The 20231-nt window shown below is 64.2% G+C and carries 17 protein-coding genes; 11 read left to right on the forward strand and 6 right to left on the reverse strand.

The annotated features are described in order from the left end of the window. The first annotated feature begins 73 nt into the window (after positions 1-73). Positions 74-1231, forward strand: coding sequence for an MFS transporter (locus tag A0O30_RS03565; RefSeq protein ID WP_060500224.1), 1158 nt, complete (start codon positions 74-76; stop codon positions 1229-1231). Between the two features lie 7 nt (positions 1232-1238). Here the strand turns inward: A0O30_RS03565 and A0O30_RS03570 are convergent, their stop codons facing one another. Both A0O30_RS03570 and A0O30_RS03575 read right to left on the reverse strand, forming a co-directional pair. Continuing rightward, on the reverse strand, positions 1239-2195 hold the full coding sequence (locus tag A0O30_RS03570; protein ID WP_105945596.1) for a FecR domain-containing protein: 957 nt from the start codon (positions 2193-2195) through the stop codon (positions 1239-1241). Beyond that, positions 2182-2697 (reverse strand): sigma-70 family RNA polymerase sigma factor, encoded by a 516-nt coding sequence (locus A0O30_RS03575; RefSeq protein WP_060709595.1) that lies wholly within the window; start codon positions 2695-2697, stop codon positions 2182-2184. Before A0O30_RS03575 ends, A0O30_RS03570 begins: the two co-directional genes overlap by 14 nt. A gap of 171 nt (positions 2698-2868) precedes the next feature. On the opposite strand from A0O30_RS03575, the gene A0O30_RS03580 reads away from it, so the two are divergent. The 3 genes from A0O30_RS03580 to A0O30_RS03590 all read left to right on the forward strand — a co-directional run bounded on the left by A0O30_RS03580 (position 2869) and on the right by A0O30_RS03590 (position 7155). Next, entirely contained in the window at positions 2869-3495 is a 627-nt protein-coding gene (locus A0O30_RS03580; protein ID WP_105945597.1) for a DNA-3-methyladenine glycosylase, read from the forward strand. Between the two features lie 148 nt (positions 3496-3643). Continuing rightward, positions 3644-4696 (forward strand): bifunctional DNA-binding transcriptional regulator/O6-methylguanine-DNA methyltransferase Ada, encoded by a 1053-nt coding sequence (gene ada / locus A0O30_RS03585; RefSeq protein WP_105945598.1) that lies wholly within the window; start codon positions 3644-3646, stop codon positions 4694-4696. Between the two features lie 56 nt (positions 4697-4752). Next, positions 4753-7155, forward strand: a complete 2403-nt coding sequence (locus tag A0O30_RS03590) for a DUF3772 domain-containing protein (protein ID WP_105945599.1) — start codon at positions 4753-4755, stop codon at positions 7153-7155. A 28-nt stretch (positions 7156-7183) separates the two neighbouring features. Here A0O30_RS03590 and A0O30_RS03595 read toward each other — a convergent pair whose 3' ends face one another. From A0O30_RS03595 to A0O30_RS03610, 4 genes are all read right to left on the reverse strand, one after another. Continuing rightward, the gene (locus A0O30_RS03595; protein WP_105945600.1) at positions 7184-8401 is read right to left on the reverse strand and encodes a DUF3422 domain-containing protein; all 1218 of its coding nucleotides are present in this window, start codon (positions 8399-8401) and stop codon (positions 7184-7186) included. 123 nt (positions 8402-8524) lie between these two features. Further along, positions 8525-9955 (reverse strand): aldehyde dehydrogenase family protein, encoded by a 1431-nt coding sequence (locus tag A0O30_RS03600; protein ID WP_105945601.1) that lies wholly within the window; start codon positions 9953-9955, stop codon positions 8525-8527. A gap of 13 nt (positions 9956-9968) precedes the next feature. Further along, positions 9969-11468 carry a cytosine permease gene (locus A0O30_RS03605; RefSeq protein ID WP_105945602.1) on the reverse strand — a complete coding sequence of 500 codons (1500 nt, stop codon included), beginning with the start codon at positions 11466-11468 and terminating at the stop codon, positions 9969-9971. Positions 11469-11561: 93 nt separating this feature from the next. Then, positions 11562-11951, reverse strand: coding sequence for a nuclear transport factor 2 family protein (locus A0O30_RS03610; protein WP_105945603.1), 390 nt, complete (start codon positions 11949-11951; stop codon positions 11562-11564). 270 nt (positions 11952-12221) lie between these two features. Between A0O30_RS03610 and A0O30_RS03615 the strand changes: the two genes are divergently transcribed. The 7 genes from A0O30_RS03615 to A0O30_RS03645 all read left to right on the forward strand — a co-directional run bounded on the left by A0O30_RS03615 (position 12222) and on the right by A0O30_RS03645 (position 20211). Beyond that, positions 12222-12725: a sigma-70 family RNA polymerase sigma factor gene (locus tag A0O30_RS03615; protein WP_105945604.1), complete on the forward strand. Its 504-nt coding sequence runs from the start codon at positions 12222-12224 to the stop codon at positions 12723-12725. Further along, positions 12722-13666, forward strand: a complete 945-nt coding sequence (locus tag A0O30_RS03620; protein ID WP_105945605.1) for a FecR domain-containing protein — start codon at positions 12722-12724, stop codon at positions 13664-13666. Before A0O30_RS03615 ends, A0O30_RS03620 begins: the two co-directional genes overlap by 4 nt. A gap of 103 nt (positions 13667-13769) precedes the next feature. Continuing rightward, complete coding sequence (locus tag A0O30_RS03625) at positions 13770-16190, forward strand: TonB-dependent siderophore receptor (RefSeq protein WP_105945606.1); 2421 nt, start codon at positions 13770-13772, stop codon at positions 16188-16190. Between the two features lie 138 nt (positions 16191-16328). After that, entirely contained in the window at positions 16329-17348 is a 1020-nt protein-coding gene (locus A0O30_RS03630; protein ID WP_105945607.1) for a transporter, read from the forward strand. Positions 17349-17435: 87 nt separating this feature from the next. Next, the gene (gene ycaC, locus A0O30_RS03635) at positions 17436-18056 is read left to right on the forward strand and encodes an isochorismate family cysteine hydrolase YcaC (protein WP_010951959.1); all 621 of its coding nucleotides are present in this window, start codon (positions 17436-17438) and stop codon (positions 18054-18056) included. 103 nt (positions 18057-18159) lie between these two features. After that, positions 18160-18978, forward strand: a complete 819-nt coding sequence (ppk2, locus tag A0O30_RS03640) for a polyphosphate kinase 2 (protein WP_105945608.1) — start codon at positions 18160-18162, stop codon at positions 18976-18978. A gap of 36 nt (positions 18979-19014) precedes the next feature. After that, complete coding sequence (locus A0O30_RS03645; RefSeq protein WP_105945609.1) at positions 19015-20211, forward strand: monovalent cation:proton antiporter-2 (CPA2) family protein; 1197 nt, start codon at positions 19015-19017, stop codon at positions 20209-20211. The last annotated feature ends 20 nt before the right edge of the window (positions 20212-20231 follow it).

The following is a 20231-nucleotide window of genomic DNA, read 5'->3' on the forward strand; positions in this document are numbered from 1 at the left end:
GCTTTTGCGTCGCTCGCCACCCTGGCGTGCGCGCCTGTGTCTGCACGTCTTTTCGGTTTGCAAGGAGTGGTACATGAACATGCGTTTGCTGGCGGGCCTGTTGTTCGCCGTGTCGGTCGTGGGTTTCAGTTTGGGGGCCAGCTTGCCGCTGGTGTCGTTGCGCCTGCATGAAGCGGGGGCGAGCACCCTGGAAATCGGCATCATCTCGGCCATCCCTGCTGCGGGCATGATGCTCTCGGCGTTTCTGGTCGATGCCTGCTGCCGTCACCTCACCCGGCGCACCATCTACTTGCTGTGTTTCAGCCTGTGCACGGTCAGCATTGCCTTGCTCGAGTCGGCATTCGGTTCGCTGTGGCTACTGGCGCTGCTGCGCCTGGGCCTCGGGCTGGGCATGGGGATTGCCATCATCCTCGGCGAGTCGTGGGTCAACGAGCTGTGCCCGGAGCACAACCGCGGCAAGATCATGGCCCTGTATGCCACCAGCTTCACCGGCTTTCAGGTGCTCGGCCCGGCCATGCTGGCGGTGCTGGGTGCCGATAGCCCGTGGATCACCGGGGTGGTCACCGCCTGCTATGGCCTGGCGCTGCTGTGCATCGTGCTGACCGTGCCCAACGACCATGTCGAACATGAAGAGGGCGAAAAGAGCTTTGGCCTGGCCGGGTTCTTCCGTGTGGCGCCGGCGCTGTGCGTGGCCGTGCTGTTCTTCTCGTTCTTCGATGCCGTGGTGCTGTCGCTGTTGCCGGTGTATGCCACCAGCCATGGCTTTGCCGTGGGCGTCGCGGCGCTGATGGTGACTGTGGTGTTTGCTGGCGACATGCTGTTCCAGCTGCCGCTGGGCTGGCTGGCGGACCGGGTGGAGCGCACCGGGCTGCACCTGGTGTGCGGGCTGGTGGCGATGGCGATCGGCATCGGCCTGCCTTGGCTGTTGAACCTCACCTGGCTGCTGTGGCCGCTGTTGGTGGTACTGGGCGCGGTGGCAGGGGGTATCTACACCTTGGCGTTGGTGTTGATCGGGCAGCGCTTCAAAGGCCAGGACCTGGTCACTGCCAACGCCAGCGTAGGGTTGCTGTGGGGCGTGGGGAGCCTGATCGGGCCGCTGCTCAGTGGCGCGGCAATGAATGTGGCGCCACATGGCTTGCCCATGGCGCTGGCGCTGATGGCCGGGTTGTTCGTGTGTTTTGCTAGGCAGTCGTACCGGCGTGCGGGGCGCATCCGCGCTGTAGCGCAATGATGACCTTTCAGGCTGCGCCGACGTTTACCCAGAAGCGCGTCCTGTAGTCGACCCGCACAGGCAGGCTGCGAGTGAGCAGTTGCAGGACCTGCTCGGTGTCAGCCAACTGAAAGGTGCCAGACACTTTCAAGCTTGCCACTTCAGGCGCGCAGCGCAACAGGCCTGGACGGTACCGGCCGAGTTCGGCGACAAACTCGGCCAATGGCATCTGCTGCACACTGAGAACACCGTCGGTCCAGCCCCACGGGTCGCTGTGCAGCGTCACTGTGTGGATGCTGCCATTTGCCCCGACCTGCAAGGTTTCGCCCTGCTCGATTTGCCGCGCAGACGCGGAAGAGGGGAACAGCGTAACTTCGCCACGACGCACCGACAGCAGCAGGCCCTGGCTGTTTTCGCGCAGCAACAGCTGGCTGCCAAGTGTGGTCAGCGGGCCGACACGGGTGTCGATACGGAACGGTCGGTTGTCATTCGGGTTGCTGTCCAGGCTGACCTCGCCGTGGATCAGTTCCAGCCGGCGTTGCGCTGCGCTGTAGCGCAAGTCGATGGCGCTGGCGGTGTTGAGCTGGATGCGGCTGCCGTCGCTGCCTTGCCATTGGCGCCGTTCACCTGTGGCGGTGCTGCTGTCGGCCAGCAGTTGTGGCAGGCCCAACGGTTCGCGTGCAGCCCAGCCCAGGCTGCCGCCCACGGCCAGGAGCCCCAGCAACTTAAGGTGGTTCCGGCGGCTGACGCGTTGGCGCTGGCCGCCGTCCAGGGTGCGCCGGCTCAGGCCCTTGGGCAACGCGGCCATCTCGTCACTGAGGTGGCTGACACGTTGCCAGGCCAGCGGGTTGTGCGGGTGGCTGGCCAGCCATTGCCGGAACTGTTGCTCGGTGCGTGCGCTGGGGCGGTCGAAGCGCAGTTTCACCAGCCAGTCGATCGCCTGGTCGACCTGTGCCTGCGCGGGTGTGCTGTCAGGTGTCGGCATAGCGCAACCGGTAGCAGACGCCCAGGGCCTTGGCCAGGTCGCGCTCGATGGTGGCGCGGGATACGTCCAGCTGCTGGGCGATCTGCACGATGCTCAAACCGTCCAGTTGGGCCAGCAGAAACGCCTGGCGTACACGCGGTTTCAACTGGTGCAGGGCACGGTCCAGGCGCTCCAGGGCATCGAGGATGACCAACCGGTCTTCCTCGCTGGGCACTTCAGCCTCGGGCAAGTGCGCGAGGCTTTCCTGGTAGGCCCGCTCCAGTGCGCGGCGGCGGAACTGGTCGATCATCAAGCCACGGGCGATGCTGCTGAGGTAGGCGCGCGGCTCTTTCAGCGGTGACACCTGGCGGGCGCGCAGCAAGCGTACGAAGGTATCCTGAGCCAGGTCGGCGGCATGCTCGCCGCAACCGACCCGGCTACGCAACCAGCCGCGCAGCCAGGCATGGTGGGACTGGTACAGCAGAGCGACCTCGGCCGGTTTGAGCGTGTCGTTGATCTGCATCGTAGCGAAGGCCCGGTCCCTTGATGTGTGCGATTGTGAATTGTTCTCAATTCTATGCGGGGATGATGGCGTGGAGCAATGGTATGCCAGGAATTAGCCGAGCAAGAACCGGCGTTTGCCCGATGAACGGCTGCGCTAAGCTGGACCTGCAATCGACTTGATGGAGGTGCCATGATTCTGGCCGACGTTTCGCCGCAGGCCTTGCGCGAGGCCACTAATTACCTTGCCGCGCTCGATCCGGACTGGTCGCGGCACCTCGCGGCGACCGGGCCGTGCCTGCACCAGGCCACACCGGGGCGCGAGCCTTATGAGGCACTGGTGCGGGCGATTGCCTACCAGCAGCTGCATGCCCGCGCCGCAGAGGCGATCCTTGGCCGGTTGCTGGCGCTGTTCCCGCAGGTTGCGTTCCCGGCACCGGAGCAACTGTTGGCTGTCAGCCCGGACACCCTGCGTGCCTGTGGGTTTTCGGCAAGCAAGATGGCCACGGTGCAGGGCATTGCCCAGGCCCGGCTGGAAGGCCTGGTGCCGACGCGGGAAGAGGCATTGGCCATGGCTGATGAAGCCCTGATCGAGCGCCTGGTGGCATTGCGTGGGGTAGGGCGGTGGACGGTGGAGATGCTGCTGATCTACAGCCTGGAGCGGTCGGACATTCTGCCAGTGGACGATTTTGGTGTGCGCGAGGGCTATCGACGGCTCAAGGGGCTGGAGAAGGCGCCAACGCCTGCGCAGATGCGCTCGCTGGGTGGCGGCTGGCGCCCATACCGTACCGTGGCGGCCTGGTACCTGTGGCGGGCCTGAGGCTTTCGCACCGACTGTGCCGGCCCTTTCGCGGGCACGCCCGCTCCCACAGGTTCTCCACAGCGCTTGAGCATTGCTCGGTCCCTGTGGGAGCGGGCGTGCCCGCGAATAGGCCGGTACAGGCGACAACTCATCTGGATGCTAACCCATGACTCTCTACACCACCCCCGACCAACGCTGGCAAGCCGTCGAGTCCCGTGACTCCAACGCCACCGGCCACTTCGTCTACGCCGTGCGCACCACCGGCGTGTACTGCCACCCCGGCTGTAAATCGCGCATGGCCAAGCGCAGCAACGTCGAGTTCTACGATACCCCCGTTGCCGCCGAAGCGGCCGGTTACCGCGCCTGCAAACGTTGCATCAGCAAAGCCAGCACCAGCCGCCACAGCCAGTTGGTCACCCGCGCCTGTCGCCTGATCGAAACCTGCGACCCTGCCCCCAGCCTCGACCAGCTCAGCGCGCAGTTGGCTGTCAGCCCCTTCCACCTGCATCGCTTGTTCAAGGCTGAAACCGGCGTAACCCCCAAGGCCTACGCCACCGCCTTCCGCGCCCGGCGTGTGCGTGCGCACCTGGAAGACGGTGAGCGTTCAGTCACTGACGCCATCTACGATGCGGGCTACAACTCCAACAGCCGCTTCTACGAAAGCGCCGGTCAGCGCCTGGGCATGCGCCCCCGGCAATTCCGTGCTGGCGGCACCGGGGCAACGATCCATTTCGCCATCGGTCAGTGTTCACTGGGCGCGATCCTGGTGGCCCAAAGCGAGAAGGGTATTTGCGCGATTCTGTTGGGCGACGATCCCGAGGCCCTGTTGCAAGACTTGCAGGACCAGTTCCCCAAAGCCCGTCTGATTGGCGGCGACAGCGCCTACGAACAGCTGGTTGCCGAAGTGGTGGGCTTCGTCGAAGCCCCGGCGCTGGGCCTGACCTTGCCGCTGGATGTACAGGGCACGGCGTTTCAGGAGCGGGTGTGGCAGGCCCTGCGCGAGGTGCCGGCCGGCAGCCGGGTCAGCTACACCGACATCGCCGAGCGCATCGGTGCGCCCAAAGCGGTGCGTGCAGTCGCCATGGCCTGCGCGGCCAACCACATTGCCGTGGCCATCCCGTGCCACCGGGTTGTGCGTCGGGACGGCGACATCAGCGGCTACCGCTGGGGCGTCGAGCGCAAACAGCAGCTACTCAAACGAGAGACGGCACTCTCCTGATGGCTTGAAGCCGCGTAGAATCCCCCGCCAAATCGAGTTGTAAAGAGGAATATTCGATGAGGCGTGTCAGCCTTGCCCGTTATTGCGCAGGCCTTATGGTCCTGCTGTTGGCGCTTGCCAGCCCGGCGTGGTCGGCCCCGGCCACGCCATTGTCCAACCTGGCGGCGGCCGAAGCGCCAGCGCTGGATGAAAACGCCAGCATCGAGCAACTGAGCGACCGGTTGGATCAGGTCCGTCAGGGCGTCACTAGTGAGGCCAACGACGACCTGCTGTCGCAATTGCGCCTGGCCGCGATGCAGGTGCAGCGCCAGGCGGACGCCTTGAGTGCGCAGCGCACCACCGATGTGGAAAAGCTCGACGACAAGCTGAAGGTGATTGGCCCGGTCCAGCCGGACGAGGCCGCCACCCTGACCCAGCAGCGCAAAGCCCTGGAGGCCGAAAAAAAGGCGCTGGTGGCCCAGCAGGATCAGGCCACCAAGCTGACCCAGTCAGCACGCGACCTGTCCACGCAAATCGTCAACCTGCGCCGCAGTCAGTTCAACTCGCAGATCACCAGCCGTGCGGCCTCGCCACTGAGCCCGGCGTTCTGGCAGAGCATCATCCGCCCCACCCAGGACGACGTGGCGCGCCTGCGTGACCTGCGCGGCGAGGCAGCCGATGCCATCAGCAGTGCCTTCAGCGCCGAAAACCGCTGGCTGTTCATTACCAGCCTGGTGGCGGCGATTCTGGTCTGGACTCTGGTGCGGCGCGTGCTTGAGCGGTTGCTGGCCAGCGCCATGGTGGGCTGGTTGCCTGAGGGCCGTCTTCGCCGCAGCGCCTTGGCCCTGGGCGTCAGCCTGGCAACCCTGGGCACCATCGCCGGTTCTGTTTCGCTGCTGCGCTGGGGGCTGGAGAGCAGCGCCGAGCTGGGCAGCGATATCGCCAGCCTGACCAACCACATTCTCGCCCTGGTGGTGTTCAGTGCCTTCATCACCGGCCTGGGCCGCGCCATGCTGATGCTGCAGCGCCCGTCCTGGCGGTTGCCGCCGATCCACGACGAAGTGGCCAGTGCGCTGGGCTGGTTCCCCAAGGTGCTGGCATTGGCACTGATGGTCATGATGACCATGGAGCGCATGAACAGCGTGATCGGCGCCAGCCTGGCGCTGACGGTGGCCGTCAACGGGCTGACTGCGCTGGTGGTGGCGTTCATCTTTGCCGGCGCGTTGCTGCGTTACCGCCGCACCCTGCGCAAGCATGACCTGGAGCGCCCCACGGGCCTGGCCGGGCTGATCCCGTTCGTGATGGTCATCTGGTTGTCGTTGATTCTGCTGGCGCTGCTCGCCGGTTACCTGACGCTTGCCTACTTCCTCACCGCCAAGTTGCTGTGGGTCAGCCTGGTCGTCACCTGTGCCTACTTGCTGACCACGTTCTTTGGCGACCTGTGCGAAACCCTGTTGTCGCCGCGTCAGCCCGGTGGCCTGGCACTGGCTTCTACCCTGGGCCTGGCGCCGCGCCATCAGGCGCAGGCCAGCACCATCCTGGCCGGCATCGGCCGCACCATCGTGCTGTTCCTGGCGCTGTTGCTGGTATTGATGCCATCGGGCACCAGCCCCAGCGAACTGTTGCTGAGCCTGGGCGACTGGGACGGCACCGGCGGCAAGCTGCTCGGCAACCTGAACATCGTGCCGCAGGACATTCTGCTGGCCCTGGCGATTTTCTTCGGTGGCCTGTTCGCCATTCGCGTGGTCAAGCGCTGGCTGAGTGATCGCCTGCTGCCGGAAACCGACATGGACGCCGGCATGCGCGCCTCGCTGGTGACCCTGGTGGGTTACCTGGGCTTCCTGTTCCTGGCCATGCTGGTGATGTCGACCTTGCGCATCAACCTCACCAGCCTGACCTGGGTGGTCAGTGCCCTGTCGGTCGGTATCGGTTTCGGTTTGCAGCAAATCGTGCAGAACTTCATCTCCGGCCTGATCCTGCTGACCGAGCGCCCGGTAAAGGTGGGCGACTGGGTGAGCCTGGCAGGTGTCGAGGGTGATATCCGCCGCATCAACGTGCGCGCCACCGAGATCCAGATGTCGGACCGTTCGACGGTGATCGTGCCCAACTCGCAGTTCATTTCGCAGAACGTGCGCAACGTGACCATGGGCAATGCATTGGGGGTGGTCGGCATTACCCTGACGTTGCCACTGGAAACCGATGCCAACCGTGTGCGCGAGCTGCTGCTGGCGGCATACCACGAGCATGAGGCGATTCTGGATGCGCCGGCTACGTCGGTGTCGTTCAAGGACTTGACCAGCAGCGGAATGGTGATTGGCGTGAGTGGTTATGTAGCCGGGCCGCGACAGGTATCGGGTACCCGCAGTGACCTGCTGTTCACCATTCTCGGGCGGTTGCGCGACGAAGGCATTCCGCTGTCATCCCCACAGAGCATGGTGCTGGTGCAAGAGGGCGCTCGCCCCGCTGACGAGTCGGTGTAAAGAGCGGGGGCGCCAAGCGCCCCCGACCTCAATGCTGCTTGGCTTGCCTGATCCGCAGCAAAATCACCAGCAACACCAACAACACTGGCGGCGCCATGGCCAATAACCCATCCCGCGCCGTCAGCCCCAACCCCAGCACATTCAGCCCGCCATACAGCAGCTTGAACAGATTCAGCAGGTAGTAGGTGATGGCGATGATCGACAGCCCCTCCACCGCCCGCTGGATCTTTACCTGGGCATCAGCCCGGGCATTGAGGCTGTGCAGAATGCCGGCGTTCTGTTCTTCCATCTCCACTTGCACCCGCGCCTGCAACAAGTCGCCCAGGTTCGCCACGTTCTTCGCCAATTGTTCCAGCCGCTGCTCGGTGGCCGCGCAGTAGCGCACGGTCGGCTTGAACCGACGCTCGATGAACACCCCCAAGCGCTGGCAGTCCCCCACATGGCTCTCCCGCAGTTCGCCCAGGCGTTCGAACACCAGTTGTGCATAGGCTTGGGTGGCGCCGAAGCGGTGGCGGGTTTTTACCGTGCGGCTTACAACCTGGCGTGACAGGTGGGCAATGGCTTCCAGCAGTCCTTTGGAGTCATGCCCTTCACCCCCGGCACTGCGCTCGGAAAGGGTGACCAGGGTTTTGTCGAAGGCATCCAGTTCCTGGCTCAGGGCCTTGGCCGTGGTCAGGGTGAGCGAGGCCATCATCCGGTACGTCTCGATCTCCAGCAGGCGGCGGATCATGCGGCCCTGGCGGTAGGCATTGAGGCGGCGGTTGATGAACAGGAAGCGGTTGGTGCCGTCCTCGGTCAGGCGGAAGTCACTCCACACCACCGCATCGCCACCACCGACGCACGAGCCGCAGGGGTCTTTGAAACCGTACTGGGGCAGGTCCAGGCCTTGTTCGTCGCGTACCAGCACCTGCACGGCGTTGATCACCTGTGCCCCCTGCGGGGCGATGGCCTCGGCCAGCACGGGTGGCAGGGCTTGCCACTCGGTATCGGCAGCTGTGCAGGGCACTACCAGTGTCAGGCTGAAGAATTCGGTGTGCCGTTCCCACTTGAACGGGTGGCCGTCCAGGCGGGTGATGCCTTGGGCTGCCGTTGTGTCCAGGGCACCCGGGCAGCAGCGTTGCAGCAGGGCTGCACAGGCAGCATCACCGCCGAGCAGGGCCAGGTGGAAGACATGCGCCGGGCCGTCGAAATACAGCGACGGGCGGGCGTGCAGTTCGTTGTGCAAGGCGGTGCGTTGAGGGTGCATGGGTGGTCCGGCCTGGTGTTGTGATTGTGGGGGTACCAGGAAGTGGGACTTTGCGGGGGGAGGGGAAAGTCACGCGGGGAGGGTTTGTATCGCGAAAAGGGCCGCAGCGCGGCCCCTGCAGTATCAGCCGAGGCACCGCGTCACATGCTTGACCGACTGGTAGGCCGACAACCCCCAAGGCCCCAGCTCACGGCCGATCCCGCTGCCTTTGGTGCCGCCCCACGAGGTTTCGACGAACACGGCCTGCACCGAGTTGATCCACACATGGCCGACTTCCAGCGCATCGGCCACGCGCTCGGCACGTTCCAGGTCAGCGGAGCAGACGGTGGCTACCAGCCCGAAGCGGCTGTCGTTGGCCTCGGCAATGGCCTGTTCCTCGCTGGCAAACCGCCGTGCACACAGCACCGGCCCAAAGATCTCCTCGCTCCACAGACGGCTGTCTTTTGGCACATCGGCATACAGCGTCGGGCTGACGAACCAGCCGTCCCGGTCCAGCGCCTTGCCACCGGCCAGGCACTGCAAACCTTCCTCGCGTGCGGTGGCAAAGTAGCTGGCCACTTTCAGCCATTGTGCCTGGCTGGTCAGCGGGCCCATGTCGACTTCTTCGGTCAGCGGGTTACCCACCCGCAAGTTTTCCAGTGCCGCCTGCAGGCGCGGCAGCAGCGCATCGGCAATACCGTCCTGCACCAGCAGGCGCGAAGTGGCCGAGCACATTTGCCCGGCGTTCCAGGTGATGCCGGCGACGATCCATTCCACGGCCTGGTCCACATCGCAATCATCGAACACCACGATGGCCGACTTGCCGCCCAGCTCCAGCGTTACCGGCCGGCACTGCGCCGAAGCGCTGCGCATCACCTGGCTACCGACGCTGTTGCTGCCAGTGAACGACAGCTTGTCCAGGCCGTTGTGGTTGCTCAACGCAGCGCCAGTCTCGGCCTTGCCATTGACGATGTTCAGCACGCCAGCCGGCAGGCCCAGGGCATCGGCGATCTGGCCGTAGGCCTGCTCGATCAGTGGGGTGACTTCCGACGGCTTGAGCACAACGGTGCAGCCAGCGGCCAAGGCCGGGGCGAGCTTCCAGGCGCTGGTCACCAGCGGGAAGTTCCACGGCACGATCAGGCCAACCACGCCCACAGGCTCCAGGCGGGTGCGGGCAGTGAAGCCGGGTACGGCCAGCGGTACATCGCGGTTTTTCGAGGGCAGCTGTTCTGCCAGTTCGGCGTAGTAGGTGAAGGTGGCGATGGCGTCATCCAGGTCGATTTCCGCCTCGTGGCGCGGCTTGCCGTTGTTACGCATCTGCAGCGTGATCAACGCTTCGCGGCGCTGCCCGAGCTGTTCGGCAAAGCCGCGCAGGAAGGCTGCACGCTCGCTGGCGCCGGTGCTTTTCCAGGCGGGCAGGGCGCTACGGGCGGCGGCCACGGCCTGGTCGACCTGGGCAACGCTGGCAGCCATGAATTCAGCGAACGGTTGCCCCAGCGCAGGGTCGTTGACGCTGATGCAGTCGCTGCCCTGGCCTTCGACCCAGCGGCCGGCGATATAGTGGGAAGTGGTCATGGTCGGTTTCCAGTCAGGCCATTTCGGCAGTGGTCACGGGCGTGTGCGTGGTGCTTTTGCAACGCACCCAACGCGGGCCTTGAGGGCCATACACGCCAGCAGGTTCAGGGAACAGGTTGAGCAAGAGCAGGTACAGCACACCAGCCAGCCCCAGGGTGACCGGCAGGCTCAGGTCGATGCCGCCGGCCAGGTCGCCCAGCGGGCCGACGAACTGCCCCGGCAGGTTGACGAAGCACAGGCCGACCGCCGCGCTGGGGATCCACGCCCCCATGCCGCGCCAGTTCCAGCCGTGCAGGAACCAGTAGTGGCCACCGCGCTGGCCACGGGTGAACACCTGCAGGTCATCGGCGTGGTAGAAGCCGCGGCGGGTAATCAGGCCGAGGATCATGATCACCATCCACGGGCTGGTGCAGGTGATGATGAGCACCGCAAAGGTCGACACGCTTTGCACCAGGTTGAAGGTGAAACGGCCGACGAAAATGAAGCCGATCGCCAGTACACCGATCAGCAACGTGGCGCCGGCGCGGCTGAGCAAGCGCGGGAACACGCTGGACATGTCCAGACCGGTGCCATACAGCGCCGTGGTGCCGGTGGACATGCCGCCGATCACCGCAATCAGGCACACCGGCAGGAAGAACCAGGTCGGTGCCACGGCCAGCAGGCCACCTACATAGTTGTTGGCGGCGATGTAGTCCGGTGCCTGGGTTGCAACCAGGGTGGCCGTGCACAGGCCGAAAAGGAACGGAATCAGCGTGGCGCCCTGGGCGGCAATCACGGCCAGCATGATGCGCGCCTTGGGCGTTTCACGCGGGATGTAGCGTGACCAGTCACCCAGGAAGGCGCCGAACGACACCGGGTTGCTCATGGCCAGGATCGCTGCACCGACGAAGGCTGCCCAGAAGCCCGCCTGGCCCAGGTTGACGCTGCCGGCGTAACCGGCATCGAACGGCCCTGCAAAGGCGACGATACCCAGCAGGAACAGCAGGCTCGAAGCCCACACGGCAATCTTGTTGACCCACAGCATGAAGCGGAAGCCGAAGATGCACACCACCAGCACCAGCACCGCGAACAGGCCGTAGGCCAGGCCAAGGGTAAGGTCGGTTTCCGGCAGGCCGGCCAGGCGCTTGGCCCCGCCGATCAAAGCATCGCCCGAGCTCCACACCGACAGCGAGAAGAACGCCACCGCTGTCAGCAGCGACAGGAACGAGCCGACGATACGCCCATGCACGCCAAAGTGTGCGCCTGAAGACACTGCGTTGTTGGTGCCGTTCAGCGCCCCGAACAGGCCCATTGGTGCAAGGATCAGCGCGCCGACGGCAACGCCGAGCAGAATCGCCCACACACCCGCCTGGAACGACAGCCCGAACAGCACCGGGAAGCTGCCCAGCACGGCGGTAGCAAAGGTATTGGCACCGCCGAAGATCAGGCGGAACAGGTCCAGCGGGGAAGCGTCGCGTTGATCGTCGGGGATCTGTTCGACGCCGTTGGTCTCGATACCGGTCGAGTGGCTCATGGTGATGCTCCAGCGCGGTTGTTGTAGCCTGCGCAGTGCGCGGGCCTTCTTGTGGGTGCGATGGCAGGGCGGCAGGGCCGCGTAAAAAGATGATCAGGCCGGCGATACGACCGACAGGTGCTCGTGGCAGGCCAGCCACTGTTCGCCGTGGCGGCGGAACACGATGGTTTCGCGCTCGCTCAACTGGTGTTCTTCACCGGCGATGCGGATATGGGTGGCCACATCGTGCATGAAGATCGCCACATCACCTTGCAGGCTCACCTGGGCATTGCCCGACTCGCAGGCGAGCACGGCAAAACCCTCTGCCTGCCACTGGGCCCAGAGGTCTTCGTAGGCACGGCGCGACAGCAGCGGATGCGGCAAGGTGTGGAAGAGGAAGGTGGCGTCTTCGCTGAAGCAGGCGAAATAGCGGGCGGTATCGTTGCTGGCAAACGCGGCGACGAGGTCGGCGGCCGCCTGCCGTACCTGGAGAGTCTGGTCCACGGGAGTGGCCTCACGGTTTTTGTGATTATGGTGAAGCGATTCTGGTGGCGGTTGGCGAGGGGAAAAATCGCTGGCGGCAAATAATCAGTTCAGGAATTCGTGAAGTGATGGTAGCGGCCAAGTAACCGGCCAAGTAGCCGACCAAGTAGCGCAGAGGCAGCTGATGCCATTTGTCTGCTCCCCTGGCGGACGAGTATTGAAATGCACTCCCATGTAAATAATACTGCTTCCCATTAACACCCTCGCGTAACCCTGCCCCGAGGTACTCCCGTGTCGTCGCTGCCCCATAACGCTCAAGTCGGCGAGCTTTACCGTGGTCATCACTCGTGGTTGCGCGGTTGGCTGTTCAAGCGCCTGGAGTGCCATCACCAGGCTGCCGACCTTGCTCAGGACACCTTCCTGCGCCTGCTGGGGCGTGACACCCTAAACGGCTTGCGCGAACCTCGCGCGTTTCTGGCCACCGTTGCCAAGGGGCTGGTAGTGGATCACTACCGCCGGCTGAGCCTGGAGCGCGCCTGGCTCGACAGCCTGGCGGCACTGCCCGACCCCGAAGCCCCGTCCGCCGAAGCACGGGTGCTGGTGTTGGAAACCCTGGTGGAAATCGACCGCATGCTTGACGGGCTGAAACCCAAGGTGCGCAGCGCCTTCCTGCTGTCGCAGCTCGACGGGCTGACTTATCCACAAATTGCCGAACAGCTTGGGATCTCGCTTAGCTCCGTGCAGCAGTACATGACCCAGGCGTTCGGTCACTGCTACCGGGTGCTGTATTCGTGAGCGCGGCCGAACCGACTGAGCAGGTGGTGGCGCAGGCCATCGACTGGCGCGTGCGCCTCGCCTCGGGGCTGGCCCAGGTGGAAGAGCTGGAAGCTTGCCAGCGCTGGCGTGGGTTGCACCCAACCCATGAGCAGGCCTGGCAACGCCTGGCGGTGTTCGACGGGCGCCTGGGCGCAATGCCGCCGCCACAGGCAAGCCAGGCCCTGCGTTACCGCGACCGGCGCACGGTGCTCAAGGGGCTGGTATTGCTGTTGGGTGGCTCCGCCGTGGTCGGTAGTGCAAGCCTGGGGTTGCGCGGCTCCCCCTGGCTGGCAGGACAGCGCACGGCCATGGGGGAGCGCAGGCGGCTGCAATTGCCTGACGGCGGCTGGTTGCAGATGAACAGTGACACCGCGCTGGACCTGGCCTTCAACAGCCAGCAACGGCGGGTAAAACTGTTGGCTGGCGAGGTAATGATCCAGACCGGCAAGCAGGGGGCGCAGCGGCCATTCTGGGTCGAGACCCCCTTGGGAACCTTGCAGGCATTGGGGACTGGCTTCTCGGTACGGCTGAATGACGACAACGCGTTTCTGGCCGTGGAGGAGGGGGCTGTTGCTGTATGGCCGGGCACCTTGCAGCAACCGGCAGCCGTCATCCACGCCGGGGAGCAGGTACGGTTCGACCGACAAGGGGTATTTGCAACCCAGCCGCTGGACCGCGATGCGCTGGCCTGGCGCGATGGGTACCTGGTGGTTCGGCAATGGCCTTTGGCACGTCTGTGTGTCGAGCTTGGGCGTTATCGCAGCGGAGTGTTGCGCTGCGACCCTGCTGTTGCCGACTTGCAGATTTCTGGCGTATTCCCGCTGGATGAGCCGGACCGGGTGCTGGCGGCATTGGGCCGCAGCCTGCCAGTGCGGGCACGGTACCTAACCCGGTGGTGGGTGACCCTGGAACCGGCCTGACAAGCTCACGCAACGCTCACAGAAAATATTTCAATTTCTTTTGCAGTTTTTTCGCCGTGGCTCGGCCTCCTTGCAATTCCGCTCATGACAACAAGGAAACCCCATGGCGTCGTCCCCGCACACCCCGCTTGCCCGCGCCCTGCGTATCGCCCTGCTGGGCCTGAGCGTCAGCCTGCCCCTGGGCAGCCTGGCGCAGGCCGCGCCCAGCCATCACTTCGAAGTCCCGGCCGGTAGCCTGGAAGGTGCGCTGAACGCCTACGCCCGCCAGGCCGGCGTGCTGTTGAGTTTCGACCCGGCTCTCACGCGTGGCCTGAGCAGTCGCGGCCTGTCGTGTGATTACCCGGTCGATGTGGGCTTCGCCACCTTGCTCGGCAATACCGACCTGGCCGCAGAGGCCAGCAGCGATGGCAGCTGGCGCCTGGTACACGCAACGACCGAAGGTGCTGTCACCTTGCAGGCGCAGACCATTTCCGCCGCAGGGGAAGAGAACCCGCTGGGGCCGGTGGGCAGTTACGTGGCCAAGCGCAGCGTCACCGCCACCAAGACCGACACGCCGGTTCACGAGACCCCTCAATCGATCTCGGTGGTAACCCGTGAGCGCATGGAGGCCCAAGGCGTGCAGTCGGTCAACGAAGCCCTGCGCTATACACCAGGCGTGTCCTCCTACGGTGCCAATAACCGCTCCGACTGGTACACGGTGGTACGGGGCTTCTCGCCCACCACTTATCTCGACGGCCTGCAACTACCGACCACTATCAACCTGGCCAGCTGGATGGTCGACCCCTACATGCTTGAACGTGTCGAAGTGCTGCGCGGCCCGGCAGGTGTGCTGTACGGGCAGGGCGATCCGGGCGGGGTGATCAACCAGGTGTCCAAGCGTCCGAGCACAGTCAGCAGTCATGAGATCCAGGCTCAATACGGCACCGATGCGCGCCGCCAGCTGGGCTTCGACAGCACTGGCGCACTGGATGACGAGGGTATATGGAGCTACCGCTTCACAGCCATCGGCCATGAGGCCAACATCCGCGACACGCCTTGGGAAGACAAACGCCAGGCGATTTCGGCCGCCCTGACCTGGCAGCCTTCCGAAGACACCCGGCTGACGGTAATGGGCAACTACCTGGCCGATGATTCCAACGCCCAGGACAACTTCCTGCCGGCAGTTGGTACTTTGTCCCACTCGCCCTACGGCAAGATCGGCCGCGATACCTTCACTGGCGACAAGCACTTCTCCAAGTACGAGAAGACCCAGTTCAGCCTCGGCTATGAATTCGAAACGCGCCTGAACGACGTCTGGCAGCTGCGCCAGAACCTCCGCTATTCGCACCTGGACCTGAACGACAATATGGTCTTCGGCGTCGGTACCACCGGCTACTACGGCATGGAAGGCGGTGACGATCGTACGTTGCTGCGCTACGCCGGCATCGAGAACCCCAAGTACAGCCGCTGGGCTGTGGATAACCAGGCCCAGGCCGACTTCAGCACGGGCGACATCCGCCACACCTTGCTCATTGGCCTGGATTGGCAGCGCCAGCAAACGTCGGACCCGCAGGCCTACGTCCTGACGACCCCCGTCGACCTGTATGGCGGCACGGACTATGGCCCGGTCGACCCCAGCCAGTTCACCCCGGACACCTGGAGCTACAGCCACCAGACTAGCCGGCAAACCGGGCTCTACCTGCAAGACCAGCTGCATTTCGACGACCATTGGGTACTGACCCTGGGTGGCCGCTATGACTGGGCGACGTCCGAAACCCGCAACTGGACCGATGCCGGTTCCGACCCCGAAATACATACCCGCGATGAGGCGTTCAGTGGCCGGGTTGGCCTGGTGTACCTGGCCGATAACGGCCTGGCGCCCTACCTGAGCTACAGCGAAGGCTTTACGCCCAACCCTGGCACCGATGCCAACAACCAGCCATTCGAGCCCACCGAAGCCAAGCAATATGAAGCGGGCATCAAGTACCAGCCGCCGGGCTCGAACAGTTCGGTAACCGCCGCCGTATTCGAGATTACCCAGGACAACGTACTGACCACTGCGCCAGGCAACCCCAACGACAAGGTGCAGACCGGCCAGGTGCGTTCGCGTGGCATCGAGCTGGAAGGGGTGGCCAGCCTGAGCAACGAACTCAACCTGATCGCCTCCTACACCTATCAGGACGTGAAGGTGACCAAGGCCAATGACGAGACCGATGGCAAGACGCCCATCAGCATCCCGACACCGCGCAACCTGGCGTCGGTTTGGGCTGACTACACCTTGCACGACGGCCTGCTCAAGGGCCTGGGTTTTGGCGCCGGGGTGCGCTACACGGGGCGCAACCCGGGAGCACCGGACAACTCGCTGAACGTGCCAGCCTATACCTTGCTGGATGCGGCCGTGCATTACGAAACCGGGCCATGGCGGTTTGCTGTCAATGCCAGCAACCTGGCCGACAAGGAGTATGTGGCGGGTTGTTATGACGCGACCCGATGCATCTACGGCAATGGCCGCACGGTGCTGGGCACGGCGACCTATCGCTGGTAAACGCCGAGCCTGTGGGAGCGGGCTTGCCCGCTCCCACAGGGGTTGTATTGGCTGTGCCACTGAGGGTTGCTGTCATCCGACTGCAACGTTAATTCAGCAACATTTCTGCCATCTCCCCGTGCCTCATGGCGAGTTCGAATGGGCCATCCCGCGCTGCACCTGCCACAGGACCACGACCTGTTCGGCCTGCTCTACGCCTTCGTCTTCCGCCCCGGCCAGCCCGGGCGTGAAATCGATTCGGCGCAGTTGTTGCGCACACTCGGTCAGCCACTGGAGCCCGGCGAGTTTCTGTGGGTACACCTGAACCTGGCCCACGCCGCCTGTGAGCGCTGGTTGCGCACCCATTTGCAGTTGCCCGATGCGTTCTTTGAAACCCTGCGCGAAGGCTCCCGCTCGACCCGCATCGAACACGCCGACTCGGCACTGCTGGCCGTGGTGAACGATGTGGTGTTCAACTTCGGCCTGGTGTCGTCAGACATTTCCACCTTGTGGGCCTGCGCCAGCAGCCAACTGCTGGTGAGTGCGCGCTTGCAGCCCTTGCATTCGGTGGACAAGCTGCGCTCGTCGGTCAAGCAGGGCGAGCGTTTCCATTCGTCCATCGAGCTGCTGGTGCACCTGCTGCGCGACCAGGGTGATGTACTGACCCAGATCGTGCGCGAAACCACCACCAGCGTCGACCGCATCGAAGACCAGTTGCTGTCCCAGCGCCTGAGCGACAACCGCGCCGAGCTGGGCAGCATGCGCCGGGTGCTGGTGCGCCTGCAGCGCCTGCTGGCGCTGGAGCCGGGGGCGCTGCTGCGCCTGCTCAACCGCCCGCCCGAGTGGTTGCAGGAACAGGATATTCGCCAGCTGCGCGCGGCCACGGAAGAGTTCACCCTGGTGATCAGTGACCTCACCGCCCTGGGCGAGCGGATCAAGCTGTTGCAGGAAGAAATCGCCGCCAAGCTCAACGAGCAGACCAACCGCACCCTGTTCACCCTGACCGTGGTCACCGTGCTGGCGCTGCCAATCAACATCATCGCCGGCTTCTTCGGCATGAACGTCGGCGGTGTACCGCTGGCAGAAAACCCCCATGGCTTCTGGGTGCTCGTGGCCCTGGTGGCGACCTTTACCGTGCTGGTGGGGCGCTGGGCGTTTCGCAAACGGCGGGAGTACTGACCCGACGGAACCCGACCGACGGCCTCCAGCCCCTTGCATCCTTGCCTACGCTGATACTCCCAACCCGCTGAAGCAAGGAGATCCGCCATGGCCTTCCAATACAAGCGTCTGGACAAGAACAACGCTGCGGTGCTGCTGGTCGACCATCAGACCGGCCTGCTCTCGCTGGTAAGGGATATCGACCCCGACCGCTTCAAGAACAACGTGCTGGCCCTGTCCGACCTGGCCAAATACTTCAAGCTGCCGACCATCCTCACCACCAGCTTCGAGACTGGCCCCAACGGCCCGCTGGTGCCGGAGCTGAAAGAACAGTTCCCCGACGCCCCCTACATTGCACGCCCCGGCAACATCAACGCCTGGGACAACGAAGACTTCGTCAAGGCGGTAAAAGCCACTGGCAAGAAGCAGCTGCTGATTGCCGGTGTGGTCACCGAAGTGTGCGTGGCCTTCCCGGCACTGTCGGCGCTGGAGGAGGGCTTCGAGGTGTTCGTCGTCACTGACGCCTCCGGCACCTTCAACGAACTCACCCGCGACTCCGCCTGGCGGCGCATGGAGGCTGCCGGTGCACAGTTGATGACCTGGTTCGGCGTGGCCTGTGAGCTGCACCGTGACTGGCGCAATGACATTGAAGGGCTGGGCACCCTGTTCTCCAACCATATTCCGGATTACCGCAACCTGATGACCAGCTACAACAAGTTGGCCAAGTAGTTTTTTTGGGGGCTGCACTGCAGCCCCCTTCAACCGGTAAGCGAAGCGGCAAACCGTCATGAATCGACCATACTGACTCTTCATTCCCCTTCAGGAGAGTGTCATGTCGAAGCCGTCCAGGAAGAAACCCACCCAGGAAATGCCAGAAAAACTGGGCGGCAAGGCCTATGAAAAAGCGCTCAAACACCTGCATGTAGAGCTGGTGAAGCTGCAGGAGTGGGTGGTCGCCAAGGGCCTGAAGGTGTGTATCGTCTTCGAAGGCCGTGACGGTGCCGGCAAGGGTGGCACCATCAAGGCCATCACCGAGCGCGTCAGCCCACGGGTGTTCCGCGTGGTGGCACTGCCCGCACCGACCGAGCGAGAGAAAACCCAGATGTACCTGCAGCGCTACCTGGGCCACCTGCCCGCTGCGGGCGAAGTGGTGATCTTCGACCGCAGCTGGTACAACCGCGCCGGGGTCGAGCGGGTCATGGGCTTCTGCTCTGGCGAGCAAGTGGACAAGTTTCTGACCGGTGTGCCCGTGTTCGAAAAGGTCATGGTCGAGTCGGGGATCATCCTCATCAAGTACTGGCTTGAAGTCAGCGCCGAAGAGCAGACCCGGCGCCTGCAGGACCGCATCAATGACGGCCGCAAGCTTTGGAAGCTGTCGCCGATGGACCTCAAGTCGTACACCCGCTGGGATGACTACACCCAGGCGCGTGACGACATGTTCCAGGCGTCGGATACCGCCTGGGCACCGTGGTTCATGGCCCATTCCAACGACAAACGGCGCGCCCGGCTGAACATCATCAGCCATCTGCTTGGCCGCATTCCCTACAAGGACATCACCCGCGACCAGCTGGTGAAGCTGCCCAAACGCGGCAAGATCGGCAAGTACAAGGCTGTGGCCTATCCGTTCAAGGTCGTCGAAGAACGCTTCTGACCCTCTCCCTGCGGGGAGCTGCGAAGGTACGAGCTCATGCCACATGACGGCAGCCTGTTGCAGGCGACGGTGGTGTTCCTGTTGGCCGTGGTGCTTCTGGTACCGCTGGCACAGCGCCTGAAAATGGGGGCGGTACCGGGTTACCTGCTGGCGGGCATCCTGATTGGTCCTTCGGTGCTTGGCCTGCTCGACAACCCGGACAACGTGGCGCGGCTGTCGGAAATGGGCGTGGTCATGCTGCTGTTCGTGATTGGCCTTGAGCTCTCACCCCGGCGTCTGTGGACCATGCGCCGGGCGCTGTTTGGCGTCGGCAGCTTGCAGGTGGGGCTGACTGCGGTGCTGCTTGGGCTGCTGGCGTACTGGCTGTTCGACCAATCGAAACCCGCTGCCATCGTGCTGGGCCTGGGCCTGGCGCTGTCGTCCACCGCCTTTGGCTTGCAGGTACTGGCCGAGCGCAAGGACCTGGGCAAGCCGCACGGTCGCCTGGCGGTGGCCATCCTGCTGTTTCAGGACATTGCCGCCATTCCCTTGATTGCCGTGGTGCCGCTGCTCGGGGGCGATGTCAGCACCGCCGACGAAGGGGCCTGGCCAGTGCTGGCCGTGGCTGTCGGCATTGGTGTGCTGATTGTCTTTGGTCGCTATCTGTTGACCCCGGTATTCAAGTGGACGGTGGGTTCGGGCTTGCCCGAGCTGTCGACGGCCACGGCCTTGCTGGTAGTGCTGGGCACCGCCTGGCTGATGGAGCACGTGGGCGTGTCGATGGCACTAGGGGCATTTCTGGCCGGCGTGCTGATGGCCGAGTCGCCATTTCGCCACGAACTGGAAACCCAGATCGAGCCGCTCAAAGGCCTGCTGCTGGGGCTGTTCTTCGTTGGCGTGGGCATGAGTGCCGACCTGCGCCTGTTGTTTGGCATGCCACTGATGGTATTAGGCCTGACCGTGTTGCTGGTCGCTATCAAGCTGCCCTTGCTGTATGGCCTCGGGCGTACGGTTGGCGGGCTCAACAAGGCCCAGGCGTTGTGCCTGGGCGTGGTGCTGGCCTCGGGTGGCGAGTTTGCCTTCGTGGTGTTCAAGCTGGCGCTGGAACATCAGGTGCTGACTCGGCAGGTGCATGACGTGCTGGTGCTGGCCATTACCTTGTCGATGGCGGTGGTACCGCTGGTGATGATGGCCTTGGCGCGACAGTTACGGGACGACAGCCCCGTGCAGGCAACCCCGGAAACGAGCGACTGAACGGTGCACATGGCGAACTG

The sequence above is a fragment of the Pseudomonas sp. LLC-1 genome (genome assembly GCF_002992185.1).
Lineage (GTDB): Bacteria > Pseudomonadota > Gammaproteobacteria > Pseudomonadales > Pseudomonadaceae > Aquipseudomonas > Aquipseudomonas monteilii.